The 22562-nt window shown below is 56.8% G+C and carries 15 protein-coding genes; 9 read left to right on the top strand and 6 right to left on the bottom strand.

Annotated features, from left to right (window positions below; translation table 11 throughout):
* Positions 1–42: 42 nt before the first annotated feature.
* Positions 43–2253 carry a TonB-dependent receptor gene (locus tag IP81_RS13935; protein WP_054108617.1) on the bottom strand — a complete coding sequence of 737 codons (2211 nt, stop codon included), beginning with the start codon at positions 2251–2253 and terminating at the stop codon, positions 43–45.
* Between the two features lie 83 nt (positions 2254–2336).
* On the bottom strand, positions 2337–3746 hold the full coding sequence (locus IP81_RS13930) for an MFS transporter (RefSeq protein WP_157573222.1): 1410 nt from the start codon (positions 3744–3746) through the stop codon (positions 2337–2339).
* 562 nt (positions 3747–4308) lie between these two features.
* Here IP81_RS13930 and IP81_RS13920 point away from each other — a divergent pair.
* The 6 genes from IP81_RS13920 (at position 4309) to IP81_RS13895 (ending at position 11099) form a co-directional block, all read left to right on the top strand.
* On the top strand, positions 4309–5019 hold the full coding sequence (locus tag IP81_RS13920; RefSeq protein WP_054108614.1) for an SDR family oxidoreductase: 711 nt from the start codon (positions 4309–4311) through the stop codon (positions 5017–5019).
* A 35-nt stretch (positions 5020–5054) separates the two neighbouring features.
* Entirely contained in the window at positions 5055–5858 is an 804-nt protein-coding gene (locus IP81_RS13915; RefSeq protein WP_054108613.1) for an SDR family oxidoreductase, read from the top strand.
* A gap of 157 nt (positions 5859–6015) precedes the next feature.
* Positions 6016–7878 (top strand): alpha/beta fold hydrolase, encoded by a 1863-nt coding sequence (locus IP81_RS13910; protein ID WP_054108612.1) that lies wholly within the window; start codon positions 6016–6018, stop codon positions 7876–7878.
* A 234-nt stretch (positions 7879–8112) separates the two neighbouring features.
* Positions 8113–9600, top strand: coding sequence for an NAD(P)/FAD-dependent oxidoreductase (locus tag IP81_RS13905; protein ID WP_054108611.1), 1488 nt, complete (start codon positions 8113–8115; stop codon positions 9598–9600).
* Positions 9597–10646, top strand: a complete 1050-nt coding sequence (locus tag IP81_RS13900) for a DUF3089 domain-containing protein (RefSeq protein ID WP_082356172.1) — start codon at positions 9597–9599, stop codon at positions 10644–10646. Before IP81_RS13905 ends, IP81_RS13900 begins: the two co-directional genes overlap by 4 nt.
* A 57-nt stretch (positions 10647–10703) precedes the next feature.
* Positions 10704–11099 carry a cytochrome c family protein gene (locus IP81_RS13895; protein WP_054108723.1) on the top strand — a complete coding sequence of 132 codons (396 nt, stop codon included), beginning with the start codon at positions 10704–10706 and terminating at the stop codon, positions 11097–11099.
* A gap of 146 nt (positions 11100–11245) precedes the next feature.
* Here IP81_RS13895 and IP81_RS13890 read toward each other — a convergent pair whose 3' ends face one another.
* Complete coding sequence (locus tag IP81_RS13890; protein WP_054108609.1) at positions 11246–12217, bottom strand: alpha/beta fold hydrolase; 972 nt, start codon at positions 12215–12217, stop codon at positions 11246–11248.
* A 208-nt stretch (positions 12218–12425) separates the two neighbouring features.
* Positions 12426–14930 carry a TonB-dependent receptor gene (locus tag IP81_RS13885; RefSeq protein WP_054108608.1) on the bottom strand — a complete coding sequence of 835 codons (2505 nt, stop codon included), beginning with the start codon at positions 14928–14930 and terminating at the stop codon, positions 12426–12428.
* 931 nt (positions 14931–15861) lie between these two features.
* Here IP81_RS13885 and IP81_RS13880 point away from each other — a divergent pair.
* Positions 15862–17223 (top strand): MFS transporter, encoded by a 1362-nt coding sequence (locus IP81_RS13880; RefSeq protein WP_054108607.1) that lies wholly within the window; start codon positions 15862–15864, stop codon positions 17221–17223.
* Positions 17224–17232: 9 nt separating this feature from the next.
* Here the strand turns inward: IP81_RS13880 and IP81_RS13875 are convergent, their stop codons facing one another.
* Together IP81_RS13875 and IP81_RS13870 are read right to left on the bottom strand one after the other, a co-directional pair.
* Positions 17233–18678, bottom strand: a complete 1446-nt coding sequence (locus IP81_RS13875) for an MFS transporter (RefSeq protein ID WP_231626796.1) — start codon at positions 18676–18678, stop codon at positions 17233–17235.
* 280 nt (positions 18679–18958) lie between these two features.
* Positions 18959–20194, bottom strand: a complete 1236-nt coding sequence (locus IP81_RS13870) for a serine hydrolase (RefSeq protein WP_054108606.1) — start codon at positions 20192–20194, stop codon at positions 18959–18961.
* Between the two features lie 214 nt (positions 20195–20408).
* Here IP81_RS13870 and IP81_RS13865 point away from each other — a divergent pair, with 214 nt between their 5' ends.
* Entirely contained in the window at positions 20409–21617 is a 1209-nt protein-coding gene (locus IP81_RS13865) for an NAD(P)/FAD-dependent oxidoreductase (RefSeq protein WP_054108605.1), read from the top strand.
* Between the two features lie 66 nt (positions 21618–21683).
* Positions 21684–22430, top strand: coding sequence for an arylmalonate decarboxylase (locus IP81_RS13860; RefSeq protein ID WP_054108604.1), 747 nt, complete (start codon positions 21684–21686; stop codon positions 22428–22430).
* The last annotated feature ends 132 nt before the right edge of the window (positions 22431–22562 follow it).

Here is a 22562-nt window from a genome sequence, read left to right as displayed (position 1 = left end):
GCACAGACGTGATCTGTCTGCGCTGCAGCTTGATGTTCGTTATCAGATCTTGAACTTGATACGGCCAGTAAAGCGACGCGGATCACCCGGGAACAATGCCAGGAAGTTAGCCGTTACGGTCTCCTGGTCTGTTAGGTTCGAAACTTCGAACGAGATCCGGTAGCTTTCGTCATTGGCGGTAAAGCTGATGGCGGCATCAACGAAGTTTTCAGTCGTGGTTGTTGTCGTGTTCAGCACGGCCACCCAATAGGGCGAGTTGTGACGCCATGTGCCGCTTCCCGTGAAATAACCACCCAGCGAAGCAACAGGAATGTCATACGAAGCCCCGCCACTGAACTGGAACGTCGGGACGCGGGTCGGGGTCAGCGCCGTGGTCAAGGTTGTCGCCAGCGGCGAGATGAAGACGTACCTGCCCTTCATGAACGATGGGTTGGCAAACAGGCTGAGATTGCCGAACTTGGCCGTCGTTTCCATTTCCACGCCGTAAACGTCCAATGTGCCGGCGTTGAACGGCAGGCTGGCGATCACGCCCAGTGAGTTGGGCACACCTGCTGTAACCTGAAGATCCTTGGTCTTGGCGTAATAACCGGTCAGGTTGAAGCGCAGCTTGCGGTCAAACAGTTCAGACTTGATACCGGCTTCGTACGACCATGTCTTTTCCGGATTGAACGTCACCGCGTTTTGCGGGGCCGATGCCGTGCCGTTCCAGCCACCCGATTTAAACCCGTTGGTGACCGATGCAAAAGCCATGACCTCAGGAGTGAACTTGTAGTCTACCGCAAAGCGAGGGGTAAAACGATTGACCGTCTGCGTCAGAGGAATGCCGAACGCAGTAACTGCCACGTCCCCGTAGGAAAGCGTTGGGAATTGCGTGGACCGGATAAAGTTGAGGTTTTTCTTTTCCCAGGTGTAGCGGCCACCCAGCGTCAGCGTCAGCTTTTCGGTCGCATGGAAATCGGCTTGCGCATAGTAAGCAGCCGTTTCGACTTTGTGCTTGTAAAGCGCATCCTGGATTGGCCGGAATGCTGTGGTTCCGCCCGAGAAGCTGGTCTGGCGGTCATCCGACGTTTCCTTGAGGTAGAACAGCCCTGTGACCAGATCAATGGTATCCCCAAACGCATAGTTGAGCTTGAGTTCATGGCTGTTCTGCTCGTGGATGGCATTGTCCGTCAGGATAAAGCCGGCAAACTTGTTAACCGCAGAAGCATTGTATTCGTTGATGTATCCCTGATCGAGATGGCGATAGCCGAAGATATAGGTGATCGCTCCGTTATCGAGTTCGTAGTTGACGTTGCCGCCAAAGGCAAAGTTTTCGGAAAGGTTGCAGTTGCCCGCACCCGTCGTCAGCAGCGTGGTAACATTGTCGTCGGTGCAGCCAGTCTGCGGCAGGCCCGCCGCGCTTTCATAGAACACGGGCCGGGTGGTTGCCGTCCTGATATAGGGGTTGGTGCCCGGGACATTGCGAAGGCCGGTATAAGTGCTCGAATTGCTGGTGAATTCTGCAGACAGATCGATCGTCAGGGCATCGGTTAGAAGGAAGCGGACATCGCCCCTGATACCATAGCTCTGCTCGCCGTTCAGCCAGTCACCGGTCGTGATGTTCTTCAGATATCCACGATCCTGCACCATGAACCCTGAAAGCTTGGTGCGGACTTTGTCACTCACTGGCAAATCGGCACTGGCCTTGACAGTATAGCGCTCGAACGAACCGCCCGTCATTTCCAGCTTCATGCCCGCCGTATCCGATGGCTTGCGCATGATGACTGCCAATGCACCGCCTGTAGTATTGCGCCCGAACAGCGTGCCCTGAGGCCCGCGCAGAACTTCGACGCGTTCGGTATCGAAGAAGGCATAGTTGTTGGCGTTCTGCCGGGCGATGTAGATATCATCGACATACGTCGTGACCGGCGCATCAAAAGTTGCCGTGGACTGGGAATTACCAAGACCGCGCAAGAAGTAGGCATTGGCCGAGGCAAGACCAGCGTTGTGCTGCGAAATCATGCCGGGCACGAATTTCGAAATACCAATCGCGTCACCCACTGCCAGGCGTTCAAGCGCCTTTTCATTGAATGCCGAAACCGTAACCGGCACTGACTGGAGCTTTTCGGCACGGCGCTGTGAAGTGACGACTATTTCTTCAAGCCCTTGGGATTCTGGAAATGCGTCGGCAGCGGTTTCTTGTGCGATGGCTGGCATCGCAGAAAGTGCGAGCGGAGCAAACATCGAGGTTAAAGGCAGGCGGCTGTAGGTCATGTTATACCCCTCATGAGTTAGGCCTGTCGGCCTATTTATTGCTATAATGTTATATCAATATGTCAATTTATTATTGTACTATACTAAAATGTTGATTTATAACGGTATTTTCCCAAAAACAGGAAGCCTGCAGAACAAAGGGGGAGGATTACAGCAGACGTTTTCAACGCCGGCCCGAAATCCTGCGTGAAATCACGAATCAGACCAAAAACGAGCGGTCCGAAACCTGCTCCGGTTGAGAAGCACACATAAAATATGCCGTAGATTGCAGCATAAGACCGCATGCCGAAATAGCGTGACGTGAGGTAAGCCACCACATCGTATTCGATACCAAGTGCAAATCCGATCAGCACAATGGCGAGGCCTGCCAGATTGGGGTCGAGGTTCGTGCTCGTCAGGAGTGCGCATGAAATTGCAGGCATTCCAAGCAAGATAAACGCTACTCCCGGCGCCCAGAATCTGTCGAGCAACCAGCCTCCGATCAATCGCCCGCTTATCGAGGCGAGGCCAACCAGAGGTGTCAGGGTGAGTATTGTCGCCTGGTCAATGCCGCGATCAAGCAGGATAGGTTCAAGGTTAGGGATCGCGCCTGCGAGAGCGAACGATATTGGCACCAGAATTGCGCCGATTAGCCAGAACCGCCAATGACGGACCGCCTCACCACGCGTCATTCCGGATATTGTACTTTCATCTGCCGGTTCGGCCATGCCTGGCGCCGAGGTGGTGGCAGGATCTTTTAATAGCGCAAATGCTACTGGCAAAGCGAGGCATAGTGGCAGCAGGCCGAGTGCGAAATAACCGCCACGCCAACCAAAGTCCGCAATGACCCAAGCAAGCAATGGTTTGCACAATATGCCGAACAGGCCGGTTCCCGTCATCGCAAGACCCAACGCAAGTCCGCGATGCTTGTCGAACCAGCGATTAACTGTGCGCGTGAAGGTGATTGGCAGGGTGCCTGCGCCAAGCGTTGCTGCAACGGCCCAGGTCAGGTAAAACTGGATTAGGGAGCCGCTTGATACTGCGAGCAAGAAGTAGGAAAGGCCAAAGCTTATCAGAGAAGCTAGAGCGATTTTCCGAGTACCATACTTCTCACACAGCATCCCAGTGACAGGTGCGGCAATAACGACCATCACCGTGGTGATGGTCAGGCCGGCCATTATCTCGCCCATCGACCAGCCAAATTCACGAGCAAGATGCGGCGCAAAAACGCCGGCGGTATAGAATGGCATGGCCGCAAGTCCGCAGCCTATACCCAGCATCGACGCTAGCAGTATCCGCCAGCCGCGACGGAATTCGTTGCTTTCGGCAAGCCCTACTTCATTGGAAACTGCCTGCACGCACACCCCCGTCTGTATGAATTCGGATGGAACATCTTTGCAGACAGGTTTCACAGCGTGCTCGATCCACCATCCGCAGGGCGGATAGATAAGCTCCTCGATTCTGTAGTGCGATCGGCTTCTTGAGATGATTTTGGGCGCGAATTGTCGTGGCAAATCAGACCGCGAAGACGCAGCATCTCGATGCGGTCTGGACGGCCTTTATCTTGTCAATGTCTTCCGGCTGATGCGATCCTTGTTCCTCGATCTGCTGTCGGATCTGGTTCATGCCGAAACCATGGGAGCTCTTGCCGCATGACGTGGGAGCGATCTGGCTTTGGATGCAATATTCGCAACGGATTTCGTAGGCTTGCTGGGCATAGTGATCGAAAGTGTCCGCACAGCGGTCAGGTTCGTGCAGGCCAGTGATGATCCACTAACGCTTAAGGGCATACTTAACCCACTTCGCCAGCGGTTCCCGGTTGTCCCGGTAGAGGTGGTCGGTCCAGCCTTTCTCGCCGCTCCGTAGCGGCAGGGCGGCGCTTTCGTCCGTTCAATCCTCAATAAGATTAAAGGTCCAAGTTCCATGGAGAATCGCCGCTATCACCTGGCCCAGTCCGCGCCCGGTCATGACATGACCGGCACCGACTGCGACTTACCGGAACCAGGCGCGAGCGAGGTGCTGATTCGGCAAGGTTGCCATTACATTTGATTGATCATTCATTGGGAAGAGCATGGCATGGGTACTTGGTTGGTTACCGGCGCGAACCGGGGCATCGGACTGGAATATACACGGCAATTGGCCGAAGCTGGCGAGACTGTTATCGCGACTGCCCGCGAGCCTGAAAATGCTTCAGCGCTTGCGAGCCTTGTACAGCGGCACCCGCAAATCAGGATCGAAGCGCTGGACCTTGAGGACCGCGCCTCTGTGATCGCGCTGGGTGAGCGGCTGGAAGGCGCGGCCATTGACGTCCTGCTCAACAATGCGGGGCTTTATGGCGGAAGCTGGGACAATGCCTCGCACCGCCAAAGTCATAACGGTATGGACTATGATCTGTGGGAGCAGATTATGCGGGTCAATGTTCTGGCACCGTTCCAGATCATCCAAGTTCTTCGCGCCAACCTGAGCGCGGGCCAGCGCAAGCTGATCATTAACATGTCGTCAGACCTTGGCTCGATCTCGAACAATACACAAGGCCAATCCTATGCCTACCGCTCTAGTAAGGCCGCGCTAAACATGGTGACCAAAGGGCTTTCAGTTGAGTTGGGGGAACAGGGTTTCACTGTGATCAGTATGGCCCCAGGCTGGACACAGACCGACCTTGGCGGTGCTTCGGCGCAATGGCCGGTGGAAGCAAGCGTGGCAAACCAGCGCAAGGTCATAGCCGGGCTTTCAAAGGCGGATAACGGGGCCTTCGTCGATCTGCTGGGCCAGAAAGTTCCCTGGTGATCACCTTGCCAAAGATGTTTGGAGTTTAGCCGTACATGAAGGCGCTTATCACCGGTGCAGCCAGCGGCATTGGCCTTGCAACGGCACGTCTCTTCCTACGGGAAGGCTGGCAAGTGGTTGGGCTGGACCGTCTTGATCCGCCATCGGACTTCGCACATGCGGGCTGGATCCATTGTGATCTTGCCGAACCATCGGTAGTTAGCGCCACCTGCGCCCTGCTGGCCGACACTAACGTGGCCGGCAGATTTGACACCTTGGTGATCAGCGCCGGCGTTGCCGGAGTTGGCGATCCGCAAAGGATCTTGCAGATCAACTTTGTGTCGGCCCGCCATATTGTGCGCACGCTTTCTCCTCTTGTTCGCGACGGCGGATCCGTAACGATCGTCTCGTCGGGTGCAGGCTGGCGCTGGATGGATAGAAAGGAGGCGTTGCTCTGCGTGGTGCGCGAACCCAACGATGCCCGGTCCCTTGCGATGGCGGCGGCGCAGTGTGGATCGGCCTCAGAGGCCTATAACTGCTCCAAGGAACTTCTGTGTGCCTTGGTAGCCCATGATTGCCTTGCGCATTGGCCGCGTGGCGTACGCCTCAACTCGGTCAGTCCCGGCAGCATCGATACGCCCCTCATCCCTGATTTCATTGCATCGATGGGAAAAGATGCAATGCACTTCTCGCGTGAGACAGTCGGTCGCGATGGAACTTGCGATGAAATCGGGGAAGTCATCGCATTCCTTGCCACCAGCAAAGCCAGCTGGATTAATGGCGCGGACCTGAAGGTTGACGGCGGCTTGACTGGAGCACTTTCCGGAGACGTCGTCTCGTTCGAAGGTTGGGCTAACTGACGCACTTATGTAGCTGATGGGAGAAACGACCGGCTCTGGGGCGGGTGCTGCCAGAAGCGAAGACGCGGATTACCGCATGGTGGATAGTCTCCAAGCGGCAGGCTCGGCATGAAGGCGATCGGTTAAGGCAGCCACTCGCTTTTCTTGGAAAGTCTGCATGTCTGAGCAAGTCCCCGATCCTGTCACAAAGGGTTATGCTCCGGTCCGCGATGGCCAGGTGCACTTTCGGCGCGTGGAAGGACCGGGCGTCCCGCTGGTCTTGCTGCACCGCACGCCCGTCTGTTCGGCCAGCTTTGAACGTATGCTGCGTTTCCTTGCTGGACGCAGAGCCGCGATTGCGTTGGATACGCCGGGATTCGGGCAATCCTTCCGGCCTGTAGGCCGTCCCGCTGCGCACAATTACGGGCAGTGGTTTCTCGAAGCGATAGCTCAGCTAGGAGTTGACCGGTTCCATCTGGCAGGACACCACACGGGCACGCATTTCGCTGCGGAAATGGCAGTCCTTGCCCCAGAACGGGTTGTCAGCCTGACTTTGTCGGGCGTGCTTTATGCTTCTGCCGAGCAGCGCGCGAAGGACCGGGCGGGCATTGGCAATGCGCCGGAGATTGCGCGCGACGGCGCTCATGTCGCGGAAACGTGGAAGCTGATGAAAAGCTTGTTTCCGGTCTATTCGCCAGAACTCGTCCACGCCGAAACGTTGGGCGCGCTGGGCTCTGCGCCAGGCAGGGACCAAGCATTTGATGCCATATTCGCGCAGGATTTGGCTTCAGTGCTGCAACAAGTGCGTTGTCCGGTGCAAGTGGTGCAGGCAGGAGACGATCCGCTGGGTCTGACCGGTCATCTCGATCGTTTCCGCGCGGATTTCCCGCATGTGCCCGTCCGCGCGATGGGTCCGGGCTTCCTTGCTGCGCCCGAGCATCAACCGGGCCAGTTCGTCCGCGCTATTCTCGATTTCCTGCCGGATGTTGCCGGCGAAGCACCTCGTCCGGAGCCTGTAATGATGACTGACCGCCGTTTTGAACTCGTGCGCACCGATGCCGGTTTCGACCTTGAGATGGTCACTGCACCAGTGCCCGAGCCGGGACCAGGCGAAGTTCTTGTTCGTGTCCATGCCGCATCGCTCAACCGCCGCGACCTTTCCATCCGCGACTTCTCCTACCCCGCAACTGGCGACAGGTTTGTACCGTTGTCGGATGCCGCGGGCGAGGTCGTCGCGGTGGGTGAAGGCGTAACCCGCTGGCGCGCGGGCGATCGCGTGATGTCAGCCTTCTTCCAGGCCTGGGCTGGCGGCCGCCTGACGCTACCGGGTGCGTTCTCGGCGCTGGGTGCGGGCGCAGCAGGTGTGTTGGCCGATCATGTGGTGCTTGCCGAGGCAGGGTTGATCGCGCTGCCCGATGGCTGGAGCTTTGCCGAGGGAGCTTGTTTGCCCTGCGCCGGGGTCACGGCTTGGAACGCATTGATGACGCTCGGTGGTTTGCAGGAAGACGACACCGTACTGGTCTTGGGGACGGGTGGCGTTGCCCTGTTTGCGGTGCAAATTGCCGCTGCCGCTGGCGCGCGGCCAATCATCCTGTCTTCCAGTGAAGAAAAGATTGCTGCCGCTAAAAGGCTAGGCGCGGTTCATGGTATCAACTACTGCGAGGTGCCGGACTGGGCCAGCGCCGTGCGGGACTATACTTCCGGAGCCGGGGTCAACCATGTTGTCGAACTTGGCGGCGACGGCACCCTAGAGCAATCGGTGAACAGCCTTGGGCTTAATGGTCACCTTGCGGTGATCGGGGCGCTGGCGGGCTTCGGCGGTCAGATACCGGCGCTGCCAATGATCTTTTCCGCACTGAAAGCGAGTGCGGTTATGGTGGGATCACAGGCAGACCATACCGCGCTTGCAGCATTCATGGTGGAGAAACGCATCCGTCCGGTAATCGACAGCGAATTCGGGCTGGATCGGGTAAACGATGCTTATGCCCGAGCCGCGCAAGGGGCCTTTGGCAAAGTTGTCATCCGGTTTGAGATGGTTTGATGTTCGGATCCTAAACGGAGGGACAACCTCTGCAAGCAATCCGATAATGCCTTTTTTGTTATTTGACCTGCTTGCTGTGGCGACAGAAATTGTCAGCCTGTTGATCTTTTCGCATGATCTGCATTTATAGGCTGGGGCACCATTATCCGCGGTGTGACCATTTATGATGCTGAACAGCGTTTCGGGCCAAAGTTCTGGAACACTATAGGAAATACCGAATTCGGGAGTCTCCAAATGCGCTTTTCACGTCGTCAGCTGATTGTCTCGGGGGCCGCGGGGGCTGCTGTGATGGGGCTGCCCAAAATGGCCTTCGCCAATGAAATAACCGATGTAGCAATCATTGGCGCCGGGCTTTCTGGCTTGCATGCGGCACAGATCCTTCGCGATACCGGCATGAAAGTGATCGTACTGGAAACTGCGGATCGGGTTGGCGGACGGGTACGCACCGTTGCCACCGGCGAGGGCCCGATCGACGTGGGAGCGAGTCAGATCGGCCGAAGCTATGCTCGTGTGATCGATACATGCAACAGGCTTGGCTTGCAGTTGATACCCGAAGATCGCGATCTGCTGGGCTTTGGAGCAAACCTTGGCGGCACATGGGTCGATCCCAAGACATGGGAAGCCAATCCGCTTAACAAAACAGTGGGGGATGAACGACGCATCAATCCGATCCTGATGGGGCAATCGGTTGCCGCAAAGTTCAATCCCTTGAAGGAAGTCGATGACTGGCTTGACCCACGCTTTTCAAATCAGGACATTTCGCTTCGCCAGTTGATGCAGCGTGAGGGATACAGCCCCGCAGCAATTGAACTGGCGCGCTTTTCGGTACCTGGACTGAGCATCGACGGCACTTCCATGCTCCGAATGTGGCAGGAAGAAACGCGCGGCGGAATCGACAAACGGTTGCAGCAGAGTCAGGCCCCAGGACAACGCGACCATCCATTTGGCGAGGCCAATGATCATAACCTGATCGACGGGCTGGCATCGGTCAGCAACATTAAAGGTGGAACCGAGCGGCTACCGCTGGCCATGGCGGCAGAACTTGGTGATGCAGTGCGCCTCGGACGCAGGGTCGTGCAGATTGCCATGACCGCCAAGGGCGCAACAATAGCTTGTGCTGATGGTTCAAGCGTTTCGGCGCGCTTCGTGATTTCGGCCGTTCCGTTCCCAGTGCTGCGCAAGGTCGATATTGTAGCATCGGCTGACAGCGCGCTTCATCGCGCTGCGATTACGCAGATGCCTTATGCCAACACGGCGCGCATGTATGTGACGGTCGACCGCCCGTTCTGGAAGGATGATGGCCTGCCAGCGTCGTTTTCTACCGACGGCCCGATCGGCATGTTCTGGGCTATCGACAATCACACCGGAGAAGGCGCGCACCGTGCGATGGTGGTCATGGTTGGCGAAGCAGGGAAGGCGATTGCTTCGCGACCATGTGAAGAAGCCCAAGCGTTTGTGCTAGAAGAACTGGCACGGATCCGCCCGGCATCTGTTGGTCGCGTACGCGTAAACACCTATAAGGATTGGGCACGCGATCCCCACCAGCTAGGGTGCGGTTTCAGCCTTGCGCCAGGGCAAGTAAACAGTTTTGCGCGCAAGATGACCGACCCATGGCAAGTGATGCACTTTGCCGGTGAACACACGCGGAGGCTGGACTTCGGTATGGAAGCGGCGATGGAAAGCGGTGAGCGGGTGGCCATCGAGATCGTAGGCCGAGCGTGAACTTGCTACGAGGCCTTGTTACATTTGTGGCAACGCTGGTAGGCGGCGAACTCACCTTCGCAGCTACGCCGCGTGAAGACATTGCCGCGCAGGCTGCGGCCGCGCCAGACTATACATCGCCAGCGAACTGGGCGGCGGGACCAGCGGCTGCAAAATCTGGGCCGGTGGATGTGTTTTATGTGCATCCCACCACGTTCCGTTCTGCAAAGGGTGAATGGAATCAGAGGCCGGGGGATGCGGTAGCCGATCAATGGACCGACGAAAGCGTAATCGTTCGGCAGGGCGGCGCTTTTGAGGGTTGTTGCAGGGTGTGGGCCCCGCGCTATCGCGCGGCAAGCTTTAACGCACTGCAATCCGAAGCGCACCGCGACGAGGCTTTCGCGCTGGCTTATGGTGATGTTGAGCGCGCATTTGACTGGTTTCTGGCAAATGTGAGCAAGGGCAGGCCGTTTATCTTGGCTGGCCACAGCCAAGGCGGAAAACACATATCGGATCTGCTAGAGAAGCGCATTGATGGCACTGCGCTTCAGACGCGCATGGTGGCGGCCTACATCATCGGAATCAATTTGGCCGGAGGCGAGTTTGGACCCCGCCGGTTCAAATCGGTACCGATCTGCGCCAAACCTGCGCAGACAGGATGCGCCGTGCAATGGAACGCCGTCATGGCAGGGTCTGATCCGACGCCGATGCTTGACGCTTATCGGCGATTTTATGCGACGCGATATGGCACCGAAGACGGATGGGAGCCGGTCTGTGTAAATCCCGTGACATTCGATCTTGGTAAGCCGGCGTCGCTTTCCTCGCAGGCCCTAGGCGCAGCTCCGGGTGTCCCGGGACTTGGGCCGATGAAGCCGCTTCGTGCAGGCGCGGTGGCAGTCAAATGCGAGCGCGGTCTGGCAATAGTCTATCTTGCTCCCGGGCTAGACCTTGCTCCCGGACCCGGTGGGTCAATGCATTTCCATGACGTGGGATTGTTCTTCGCCGATGTGCGCGCAAACGCGGCACTGCGGGCAAAAGCATGGGTCCTCGCCCACCGCCGAAAATAGGGTTGCATGATCGCGCCAATCTATGTTTCTGACTTATCATGACGGATGGAAGATTCTATGAATAAGCGTGCAATTTCATGGGCTTTGGCTTTGGCGGGTGCCATGTCTATCAGCCCTTCGATTGTTTTGGCCGCGCCAGCGGGAGGTGATGCCGTCGCGGGCAAACGCGTATTCATGCGCTGCATGGCTTGCCACAACGTCAAAGCTGGTGCGCCAAACAAGGTTGGACCGAACCTGTACGGAGTGGTTGGTCTCAAAGCAGCCAAGGCTACCGGTTTCCGTTATTCCACAGCGCTCGCGAAATCCAATATAACCTGGAACGAGGTAACACTGGACAAATGGTTAACCAGGCCGGCCAGTATGGTACCGGGAACATCGATGGTATTTGCAGGCGTTCCCAATGCGGCGGATCGCAAGGCCGTCATAGCCTATCTGAAAAAACCAGTTTCTTGAGCCTTTGCCGACGCCGCCTTATTGCTGGCGATTGCGCTGCGTAAGCAACAGAAGCTCCTGTCTGGCAGCATTCTTGGCAAAACTGCCAACACACGCAGGCGCGCGCGGGAATTACCGTGCGCGCCTGCGTGTACAGGGCTTGGTTATCAGCCTGTTATTCGCTTCAAGAAGGGCATCATGCGTTCCATCGCGCGCGCCGGGCAATCAAGCGGGACCATGTGACCGCAGTTGGGGATGAGCTCGAGCGTCTTGTCCACCGCACCCGATGCTACAAAGGCAGGGATTCCGTGCGTGTTGACAGGGGTTTCATGATCGCTCTGGCCCCACAGTATCAAGGTGGGTGCGTTGATTTTGGGTAAATCTTCGCCAGATCGTGAGAATGGCGTCATTTGTGCATAGACTGCCTTGCCCACTTTCGGGTCCCGCAAGGCGCGGTGATTCAGTTCGGTCCATTGTTGAACTAGCGAAGGGGTGATGCGGGCCTTATCCTCGATGTTCGCGAGCAGGATCTGGCGCCAGAAATCGGGCCGGTGGAAGCCGGGGTGTGTGCGGTCTTCGGCGACGGCAGCCTGAAGGCCCTTAGGCATTTTCGCCAAATCCATAGGGAACTGGGCAATTGCGATGTTGTTCAGCACCATGCCGGTAATCCGGGTTGGACGCGTGGCGGCATAGGCCGTGGTCGGCACGCCCGCGCTTGATGTCCCGACAATAATGAAGCGGTCAACCTTGAGCTTGTTCATCAACCCGTCGATCACGGCAAGGCGATGGTCGAGTGAATAATCCTGAACAGGGTTAGGCCCGGAAAGTCCGGCCGGCGACTGATCAAATCTAATGACACGATAGTGTTTCACCAATTCACGCGCCCAATCGTCCCATTGGCGCAAACTCGCATAGGAACCATGCAGCAAGAGGATAGCAGGACCGGTGCCCTCATCGACATAGTGCACGTTCTCACCTTCAATCATGGCGAACTGTGACTGTGGCAATGCATATTGCGCTCGCATTTGCGCATCGGATGGGAACGTCGGCGCAAGCGGCGTCTGTGCGCTTGCGCTGATTGCAGCAGCCAGGAAGGATATACCCAAAAGCAAAGTGCCGGACTCTTTAAAGATAGTCATATTGAAGTCCTCCCATCCAATTCGTCAGAACCATCTGCTGCATCATATTGCTCAAAATTGCTTGTTTTACCCGCTGTATCAGGGTTTTAGCCCTGCCGAACGTGGTCTGATTCTAGATGCGTAAACAACACAAAAGGGGCGGCGGACCGTGTGTGGTTCCGCCGCCCCTTTTTTTACGGGATCCGAAGACCACGCTCAAATCAAACCATTATCGGAACGAGATCTTTGCCTGGATACCGCCAACACGCCGTTCAGGCAGGCCGAGTTGTACCGAGTTCGGGACAGATGTGAAGGCAAAGGTCGTCGTGAACAGCGAAGCATCGGCAACCGTAGCAGGGTTGGTGTCGTTGAAAATATTGTTCACGAAAACATCCAACTGCACCTGACCCTTGGTAATGCTGGCGCGTGCATTGAATACGTTGCGGCCACGGGTCTTGGTTGTATTCGCTTCGTTGGTCCACATTCCAGACTTGTAATTCCAGTCTGTGCGGAAGAACCAACTCGCATCATCCATTCCGCCAAGATCGCCACCGAAAGTAACGCCGACATTGGCAGAATACTTTGAGGTTTGCTTGTTCTCGTTGCCTCTGAAATCGAAGACCCCCGTAAGGCGGCTGACGATAGTGCTGCGGAACGATTGAATGCTGCTGTCGTTGATCGCACCGGCCGCGTCGATCGAGATAAGATCGTTCACTTTCCATGCGAGATCAGCTTCAATGCCGTACATGTCAACATTGCCGGTGTTATTCGACACATTGACGAAGCTGAAACCTGTCGTGGCTGTGGGATCAGGAATGGCGATGGTGAGTGCGTTGACCTGATCCTTCCACTTGGCGAAATAGATCGCGCTGGAATAACGCAGGGCACCGTTGAACAAGGTACCCTTAGCGCCAACTTCGTAGTTGGTCACCGTATCCGGATTTATGAGGAGACGGCCATCAGCATCAGCCGCCGCCTGTTGAACAAAAGCGGACGCACCCAGAATGTTCGCATTGTTCAGCGCGGCATTTACGCCTTTGGAATACGAGGCATAGACCATCAGGTCAGGATTAACATCGTAATTCACGATAAATCGTGGCGCGAAGTTGTTGTAAGTGCGCTGCGCCAGAAGGTCTCCGGCGGCATAAGTACCGACAGGAACGAAAACGCCTGCAGTAATCGTGCGACCGATGTCTCCTGTGATAATCGAAACCTTGTCGCTCTGGTAGCGGCCTTCCGCGCTGATCGTGAGGCCGTCAGCCACTTCGTAAGTCAAGCCGCCGAAAATACCAAAGGTCTCGTTCTGCCCCTTGTCTCCGGGAAGAAAGTTTGAGCCATTTGTAGGAAGCGCCGAAAAGCTGCCGCCGCCACCTGCAATCGAAGATGCCTTCAGGAAGCTAACACCGACAAGGGCCTTCAGTGGGCCGGAATCGTAAGCCAGGCGCCCTTCAGCCGACCAGTCCTGGTTCTTGCGCTCTACCAGGAATGGGAAGTCCCAATAGCCTTTGGGATTGGCTGCAAACGGGATCGATGACGTATCGTAACCGTCAAGGTCAAGCAATGTGGAGAACACCTCGCGGTTGTAGCCAGCAAGAACACTTGCAGTCAGCGAGTCGGACAGTTCGAAATCGAGCGTGGTGTGTGCGTGGCGTGATTGGCGCAAAAGACCATAGCCTTCTACGCTTTCATCGGGTGATAGAATGCGGCGGCCGGTACCCGAAAGATACGCTCGCAAGGCGTCAGTGTCTGCCGTGTTGGCCGAAATCGGATCGGCAAAATTGGGCAGCGTTCCGCAATAGAATGGGTTGGTAGTCGCTACACCAAAGCCCGGGACACCCACCGTGTTGCCAGTCAGGTTACAATTGCTCTGGTTGGTCTGGATGACCTGGCCGGCTGGATTGGTAACCGTGCGGAAGTTAACACGGGTCGCCGCAGGCGCGCCATCCTTGTCTTCGCCCAGCATGCCGAACACTTTCCAGGTGATCGTTTCCGTAGGTTTAAATGCAAGCAGCGCCGTGGCTACGCTCGACGATTGGGTACCGAGACGCGATCCGTCAAACGCATTGGTCCACGTACCGCCGCGCTTCCATTTTTCGCCCGTGACGCGAAAGGTTACCGCTTCTCCAAAGATCGGGCCTTCAACCGCGCCTTGCAGGCGATAGCTGTCCTGCGTGCCATACATTGCGGTCATCTGCCCGCCCCATTCACCCGTCGGAACCTTGTTCACGACATTGATGGCACCGGCAAACGTCGCACGGCCAAAGTAGGCGGCCTGCGGACCTTTCAGGATTTCAATGCGCTCAGGACCAGCGATCGAGGTGAGCTGCGAAGGCGACTGGACCGGCACGCCATCAATGAACATTGAAGTCGTGCTTGCATTCGCGTTGGACGGCGTGAAGCCGCGCATGATGATCGTCTGGAACGAACGCGAAACGTTGCCCGATGAACTGTTGTTGATGTTGATGCCCGGAGTTGCGGTAGCCATGTCGACCACCGAAAAAACGCCGCGCTGCTCAAGCGATTCACCTGAAAAGGCGACGACTGTAACTGGCACCTTCAAGATATCTTCTGCGCGCTTACGGGCGGTAACGACGATGCCGGCACCGCCATCACTTCCAATTTCGGCGTCGTCTGCGGCCTGAGCCAGCGCCGGAGTTGCTCCCATCATTCCGCCCACAAGGGCAAGTGCAGAGAGCGTGGACGATAGACGTGCGGTGCGTTTCAAACTGTTCATGTTACCCCTCATGAGTATTTATCGGCTTTTAGCCGAAGTGAAATTCCTGTGCATACTTCAGAAAAATCTAGGGATTTACCTGGTGGTCAAAATCCCATTTCTATTATTTATCCTCACTTATTTCGTGATCTATAAGCTGCTTGCCTAGTCTGTCCGCTAGTCGGTCAATGGCAGTAGCTGTGGCAAATTTTTCGTTCCCGGTTGATTCATAAGACGAGGTCGATCAAACCTCTTGCGAAAGTGTGTCGCAGTTTGCGTCTTCATCACGCCAAATCTGTGTCGTATTCGTCTGTCGGATGCACCATTTCGCCAGTTACGCTTAAGTGCAGACAGTGCCTGTAGGATATTTGACATATTTCCAATAACATAGCGCCGGACTTTGGCTTTAGGGCGCATGGCGCGGGGTTTGCTCGTCAGGCAACGGATTGGGCTAGTCCGTCTTTAAAACGACATGCTGCAATGCAACATTTCCAGATTGCCAACTCTAGTCGCCGTGCACAGTGATGAGGGTTGATTTAGAGGCCGACAACTAACGGGACTGCACGACCTGCCTTCGACAGCTACAGCCAACGGCTGCGACGAAGCTGTTGGCCAACCCCGTAAGACCGATGCTCCCGCACCATTTTTTTGGTACTGTGCTACAACACATTGTCCAGCCGGATCACCTGACGCGATCCCAGCCACCACTATCGGACAAGAGACCGGTTCGTTTATTCGATAACAGAATGTAGATCTCAACCTTCAAGAACAGCATTATCGTGCGGTGTTTTGCTCAAGCTGGTTCGGCGTTTGTTTGGATCAATTACACCGACCTGCGAAAGGGTCGTCCGCTAGGCGGATAGGATAGGGCATTGCCGGTTCCCGCAGACGCGGCAATAGGGGATGGTGGGATAGAGCGCGTCTGCCCGCCTATTGTGGAACACCCTTGCCGATGACCATTGCTGCTGCTGATCGCATCCCCACTTCGGTCGTTTTGCGTTATGGCCTAGGCCAAGTGGGCGCACAGGTGTTCCGCGATACGCCCGCGGTATTGCTCCCCCTGTTCCTTACGACAATGTTGGGCGTAGAGGCATGGGTCGCAGGTTTGGTGGTTTTGATCCCAAAACTATGGTTAATTGTGTGCGATCCGCTGGTGGGCGGACTGTCTGACCGGATGAAGGCTAAAATCGGGAGGACGCCGTTTCTGATCGGCGGTGCATTTGGCACTGCGCTTGGCTTTGTTTCGCTGTTTGCGGTTAGCGCCTATTCTTCGCCCGCGATGGCGGCTTTTGTCACTTGCGTCCTGTTCTTTCTGGCGGCGACAGCGTTCAGCGTCTACTCGGTGCCTTATCTGGCAATTGCTGCAGAGCTGTCGCATGATACCAATGAACGCAACCGGATCATGGTGTTACGCATGGTCTTTGCCACGATTGGCGTGTTACTGGGCGTGGGCGCGGCGCAACCTCTGGTGCAATACTTTGGCGGTGGCCCGCATGGTTGGCGGGCGATGAGCTGGGTGCTTGGCGCGGTTTGTCTGGTCACTATGCTCATCACCGCGCAAAGCTTGCGCAAGACACCGCTTATTCCATCGGACCAACCGCCCGGCAGTCTGCGCGGACAGATCGCCCAAGTGCGCAAAAACCGCCCGTTCGTCATTCTCCTGGTCACCAGCTTCATTTCAAATGTTGGGCAAGCCTCGAGCTATACCGCACTCGGTTTTGTATTCATTTACGTAGTCAAGGCGGTCTGGCTTATCCCGTTCTTCATCTTGGCCATGTCTTCAGCCGCGATCCTGTCGCAGCCGCTGTGGTTGTGGCTACCACGACGTATTGGAAAGCCGCGTTCTTACGTGTTGGCATCAACCCTGTGGGCCCTGGTGACGATCACATGGCTGTGGGTCTCGCCCCTATCGGCTACGATGGTGCAAATGCCGTTTGGGCAGCCGATGCTGCTTGATCATGTATTGGTCATTGTACGCGCCTTGGCGATCGGCGCCGTCAATGGCGGCTTCATCATGCTAGCGCTGTCGATGATGACAGATACGGTCGATTACCAACGCCGCAATATGGGAGTAGCTAGCGAAGGTGTATTCGCCGGACTATTTTCGGCGTTCGAAAAGCTGGCTTTCGCGGTCGGTCCGGTCATTGCAGGCGTCGTGCTCAGCCTGTTCGGCTTCGTCTCTTCCACCGGTGTGGAAGTGCCCCAAACTGCCACAGCGATTGGTGGAATAGTACTGCTTTACAGCGTGATACCTGCGGCGATGCAAGGCATCGCCTTGTTGGTCTTCCGGAAATACAAGCTGCCCGCCGGATGATCCCAGCCTTCACGCTCCTGCCAGCTTTTTTTCGTCCAAATCATAGCTCGACAAGAAAAGGCCGTTTATGGCGAACAGCACCATGGGGATTACGGCGAAACCCATCTTAAGTGCAGTAAGCGCGCTTTCGGGTTGAGCGGTCAATGCCCCGCCGGTGGTGGGTACGTAGTGATACAAGCTAAGGAACGCGCCAAGAACCGCAACGCCCAGCGCGAAACTGACCTTTTCGATCACCGCAATCGTGCTGGAGAGCAATGCCTCACGCGCTTTGCCACTCAGAAGCCGGTCATAGGCAAGTGCGTCACCAAGCATCGATACCGACATGAGTAGGATCGCACCCGATCCTGCGCCACTCATGATACCGCGCGCGACAAGGGCAATCGTGCTGATAGAGCGGTCCGCCAGCAACCAACTGAGCGCGGTGCCGCAGAAAAGCACAACACCCGCAAGATATGTTGCACGTTTGCCAAAACGCCTGCCGCAGCGAACCCAAAGCGGCATGCTAAACGCAACGACAATGTTCTGTGTAACCGCCAAGATTATCTGGCCGTCATAGCCGATGCCAAGCACATTGAGCATGAACAGCAGCCCCGTTGACGCGATAGAGGCGAACGCGAGAAACTGAAACACTTTGGCGCCGAGCAACAGCATAAACGGACGGTTACGCGCGATGCTGCGCATATCTGCTACACCGGGCAAATGGCGGTTGATGGAAACTGCGCCTTGGTTTTGCTGGATGGAACCATGCTGAACGGGAACGGCTAACGCGGTAGCGGTCATTGCGCCGCCTATGATTAGCGCCATCACAAGACCCATCGTAAAGAAGCCGTCTGCGCCACTGCCTCCGTGCTTTATCAACGCCGCCGTGCCTGCCATCGCCAAAAGTTGGCCGATCGAAACGAACACGGTACGAAACGATAACAGCCGGGTGCGGTCGTGAAAGCCGTTGGTTAGTTCTGCAGGCATTGCCATATAGGGCACATTGAACAGGGAATACGCCGTGGAATAGATCAAAAGCGCGGCGATCATCCAGGCGATCAGCGGACCTTGGCCGGTGACCGGAGGTGCAAACAACATCAGAAACGAAATGGCGGACAGGAGGGCCCCGGCCATCAAGAACGGTTTGCGACGCCCCCAGCGCGATTGGGTACGATCGCTGAGTGAACCCACCGTCACATCGATTGCTGCATCTGCAAGTTTGGATGCCATTAGCAGATAGCCAGCAATTTCAGGTGATTGCCCAAGTACAGTAGACATGAATGCTGGAAAATATACGGTCACCGCGTTAAGCATGATCGAAACCCCCACTGTGCCAACGCCGAAGCCGAGACAGATTGAGAGTGGGAGTTTTTGTTGATTGGTCTGCATCATGCTTCTTCGTGCAAGAGGAACGGCGGAATAGACTGCACTTTTCTCCAAGGCTTGACCGAAGCCTAAGCCCAATGGTCCGACCATTGCGTTCAAATGCCTGATAGCGGAACGCGGCAAGACTGGGCTTTGGGATCAGGCGTGCATTGCGATGCTATCGCAATGTGAGCCTGCAAATGGTATCTCTGGCGTCCTGTCCGTGTGGCGGACAGTTTGCAATTCGGCGCGAACAATATGTGCAATAGAGCGCCGGTCGGCTAATCTGGATCAGCAGCCTGCTAAAGCGCGCCAAGCTTGGCAGGGGCATTCCCAATGATTGTGGATCCTGACATGTCTACTTTTGATTTCGCAAAGCGGCTGGCAGAAATCACTTCTTCGAAGCGGTAAGCCCCCGGATCAGGGTATTGGGCAGGAAGGCGTTGTCCCATTCGGGCGAGCCATCCTTGGGCGCAGGCGGGGTGGCGCCCACACGCAGCACGATCAGGCGGTGTTTGGGGCTGATCGCGACCAACTGGTTCGAATTGCCATCGAACATGAACAAGTCCGGATCGAGGAACGGTTCGGAATGCAGCACATGCGGCCCGAGCATCCCCGGTGCGCCGAACGGGCGGCGCTGCTTGTAGGGCTCACCAATCCAGATACCCAAGCCGAAGTGCGGATTTTCAGGCGTGCCCTTGCGCATTTGCATCACATAGCCCTTGGGCAGGAGCCGTTTGCCCTGCCACACGCCATCATCAAGCAACAGCACAGCAAAGCGAAGGTAAGTGTCGGCGGGCATGGTGGCGCAACAGCCGGCATGGGCAAGACCGCCGGGTTTGCCCACCCACATCGTGCCGCCCTGCGCCCCCAGTGGCATCAGTACCTCGCGTGTGACGAATTCGCCGTAGCGGATGCCGGTGGCGCCTTCGATCACCATCGCGATCAGATCGCTGGGAGCATTGGCATAAGAGTAATGCTTACCCACTTCATGCGGCATCGGATATGTTTCGAGGATCTGCTGGCCGAAATCGGGGTGCAGCAGCGCGCGGTTGTAGGGGTGTTCGGGATCTGTGTTAAAGCCCTGATCGAGCATGCCCGAGCGCATATCGAGCAGGAAGCGGATGGTGATCTTTTCCTTAGGCGTGCCTTTGGCCGATGGGACGAAATCGGCGATGGATTGATCTATCGAGCGGATCTTGCCGAGTGAAATCGCACGGCCCACGGCGATGGCGGTGAGCGGCTTGGACAACGATTTGGACGTAATCGGCGTGTTTGCGGTAACGCCGGGCGCGTACCATTGTGTGATCAATTTGCCATCGCGCCACACAATGAATGCGCTGCTGTTCATCATAGCGGCATAGCTGCGCGCCTTTTCCAGCGCTTCGGCCAGGATACCGCGCTTGGCCACGGGTGCCATGGCCAGCGGCTTCCAACGGGGCGTGCCGCGCAAAGGTTCGGTCGGTTCGTAAAGCAGGTTGCCGGGGTCTTTGAGGAACACCGCCAATCGCTGTCGATAGATCGCCTCGGCGTTGTCGCTGGCGGTTTGGGCTGTTGCAGGAACGCTTAATACTGCTGCAATTGCTGCCAAAACCGTGATGGAATGGCCGATCCGTCTGGCGATCATGTCTTATGTCTCCACACATTCCCCACGCCCAAACAGTGCCGAAACAGGCCCGGCATCGCCATCGGGTGATAGCAGCAAGTGTCCGGATTTGCGCGACTTTAAGAAGCCTACCCCGCGCAATCACCGCAAGGCGGATAGTTCTACAGGATGAGGCGTCCTCTCAAAGCCGAGCGTTCATACCCAAAGCCGGAAATGAAATTGGAGTCCGCTGGATATGACAGGGGTTGAACGGTGCCAGGTGGCGATTGTCGGAGCAGGCCCGGTAGGCACGGTTCTGGCAACGCTGCTGGCCCAAGCGGGGGTGGATGTTGTCGTGCTGGAAGCCGGCGAAGATTGTGCGCAGGATTTGCGGGCATCAACCTTCCACCCGCCGACGTTGGAAATGCTTGATACCATCGGGATCACCCCGATGCTGCTGGAAAAGGGACTGAAGGCACCGGTTTATCACTGGCGAGATCGCACTTCGGGGGAAGTGATCGATTTTGACCTGAGCGAAATCAGCGATGTGACGCGCTATCCCTTCCGCATCCAGTGCGAGCAGTATCATCTTTCGCGCGCGCTGGCAGGCGGCCTTGAGAAGTACGCCAACGCGCAAATGCGCTTTAGCCAACGCCTGCTGACGTTCAAGGAAGACGACAGCGGCGTTGATCTGTGGACCGAAACCGCGTTTGGCGTGAACCGGTTGCGCGCCGATTTTCTGGTGGGTGCCGATGGTGCCAATTCGATTGTGCGCAAATGGCTGGGCATCGAGTTTGACGGGTTCACGTATCCCGAACGGTTCTTGTGCCTTTCAACGCATGTGGAACTGGCCGATCATCTGCCCAATCTGGCGTTGGTGAATTACGTTTCCGATCCGCTAGAATGGCTGGTGTTGCTGCGCGTACCATCGCTGTGGCGCGTGCTGGTGCCAACCGATGGTTCGCTGAGCGATGACGAATTGCGCTCTGATTCCATCAAGAACGGCATCTTTGACCGGCTGCTGGGCGATGGCGCAAGCGTGAAAACCGAACATCGCACGCTGTACCGCGTGCATCAGCGCGTGGCCAAATCGTTCCGCAAAGGCCGCGTGATGCTGATGGGCGATGCGGCGCACCTTAACAATCCGCTGGGCGGCTTTGGCATGAATTCGGGCGTGCACGATGCGTTCAACCTGTTCGAAAAGCTGGAACCGGTGCTGCGCGGCAAGGCCGATCTGAACACCAACCTTGCGCTTTATGACCGGCAGCGCCGCGAAGTGACGCACAGCTTCACCCAGATGCAGACCAAGGAAAACATGGCGCTGATCAAGGGTGGGCAGGACGAAGCGCACGAAGCGCGCCGGCAGAAAATGCTCGCGATCAAGCAAAATGACGTAACGCGCCGCAATTATCTGCTGCGCCAAGCGATGTTCGACAGCCTCGGCCAGGCGGCCGAGATAAACTGAACCCATCAAACCGGGGCGGCGCGGCAGTGGTGGGACTGCCGCACCGCCCCTTTGGAGAAAAACCTCATGGTCGATGTGCAAGGCTACCGTGCCTGTCTTGGCGTGATCGCCCCTTCCACCAATACGATCGTTCAGCCCGATATGGAGCGCATGCGTCCGGCAGGTGTGACCAACCACTTTGCGCGGATTTACGTGGAAGATCCGGTAGCGTTATCGAACGAGGATTTTCTGGCGGGCACCACCGCGATTGCGGCCAACACGATGGACGCGGTGCGCTCTGCCATGACGCTGCGCCCTGAATATCTCGTGCTCGGCATGTCGGCGATCACGTTTTACGGCGGAGTTGCGGGCGGCCGGAAGTTCAAGGCCGAAGTTGAGGCCATTGCGGGCGTTGGCGCTTCGACCGGATCGGAATCGATTGCGGCAGCGCTTCATGCCTATGGCAATGTCAAAAACGTCAGCTTCGTTTCGCCCTATTATCCGGTGGCCAATGCCGAAGTGCGCAGGTTCCTTGAGGAATCCGGTTTTTCGGTGGTGCGCGACGTGCCGCTGGAGTGCAAATGCTGGACCGATATCGCCAAGGTAACCCCGCAGCACTTGCGCGGGGTGATCGATCATCTGAACGGGCCGGACGTTGACGCGATTGTGCAGGTTGGCACCAACCTGTCGATGGTCAGCCTTGCAGCGGAATACGAGATGAAGCTGGATAAGCCGGTGATCGCGATCAACACCGCGACCTATTGGCACGCCTTGCGCACGCTGGGGATTACAGACCGGATCGAAGGTTTGGGCCGGTTGTTCTCCGAGTTTTGAAGGCTTATAAACGACGAACTAAGGCTGGCCATCGCCCTATCCGGCGCTCACCCGTCAGCCGATGACGCCGCGCACCAGCCATGATGAGGCGGCGATAAGCCCGGCGGCTATCACAGCGAGGAACGACCCGGC

It is taken from the genome of Novosphingobium sp. AAP83 (assembly GCF_001295795.1).
GTDB lineage: Bacteria > Pseudomonadota > Alphaproteobacteria > Sphingomonadales > Sphingomonadaceae > Novosphingobium.
This window is presented reverse-complemented; position numbering and strand designations above follow the sequence as displayed.

Coding starts and splice junctions, on each gene's coding strand:
- IP81_RS13935 (WP_054108617.1), bottom strand. CDS start 2,253: ATGACCTACAGCCGCCTGCCTTTAACCTCGATGTTTGCTCCGCTCGCA.
- IP81_RS13920 (WP_054108614.1), top strand. CDS start 4,309: ATGGGTACTTGGTTGGTTACCGGCGCGAACCGGGGCATCGGACTGGAA.
- IP81_RS13915 (WP_054108613.1), top strand. CDS start 5,055: ATGAAGGCGCTTATCACCGGTGCAGCCAGCGGCATTGGCCTTGCAACG.
- IP81_RS13910 (WP_054108612.1), top strand. CDS start 6,016: ATGTCTGAGCAAGTCCCCGATCCTGTCACAAAGGGTTATGCTCCGGTC.
- IP81_RS13905 (WP_054108611.1), top strand. CDS start 8,113: ATGCGCTTTTCACGTCGTCAGCTGATTGTCTCGGGGGCCGCGGGGGCT.
- IP81_RS13895 (WP_054108723.1), top strand. CDS start 10,704: ATGAATAAGCGTGCAATTTCATGGGCTTTGGCTTTGGCGGGTGCCATG.
- IP81_RS13890 (WP_054108609.1), bottom strand. CDS start 12,217: ATGACTATCTTTAAAGAGTCCGGCACTTTGCTTTTGGGTATATCCTTC.
- IP81_RS13885 (WP_054108608.1), bottom strand. CDS start 14,930: ATGAACAGTTTGAAACGCACCGCACGTCTATCGTCCACGCTCTCTGCA.
- IP81_RS13880 (WP_054108607.1), top strand. CDS start 15,862: ATGACCATTGCTGCTGCTGATCGCATCCCCACTTCGGTCGTTTTGCGT.
- IP81_RS13875 (WP_231626796.1), bottom strand. CDS start 18,678: ATGGTCGGACCATTGGGCTTAGGCTTCGGTCAAGCCTTGGAGAAAAGT.
- IP81_RS13870 (WP_054108606.1), bottom strand. CDS start 20,194: ATGATCGCCAGACGGATCGGCCATTCCATCACGGTTTTGGCAGCAATT.
- IP81_RS13865 (WP_054108605.1), top strand. CDS start 20,409: ATGACAGGGGTTGAACGGTGCCAGGTGGCGATTGTCGGAGCAGGCCCG.
- IP81_RS13860 (WP_054108604.1), top strand. CDS start 21,684: ATGGTCGATGTGCAAGGCTACCGTGCCTGTCTTGGCGTGATCGCCCCT.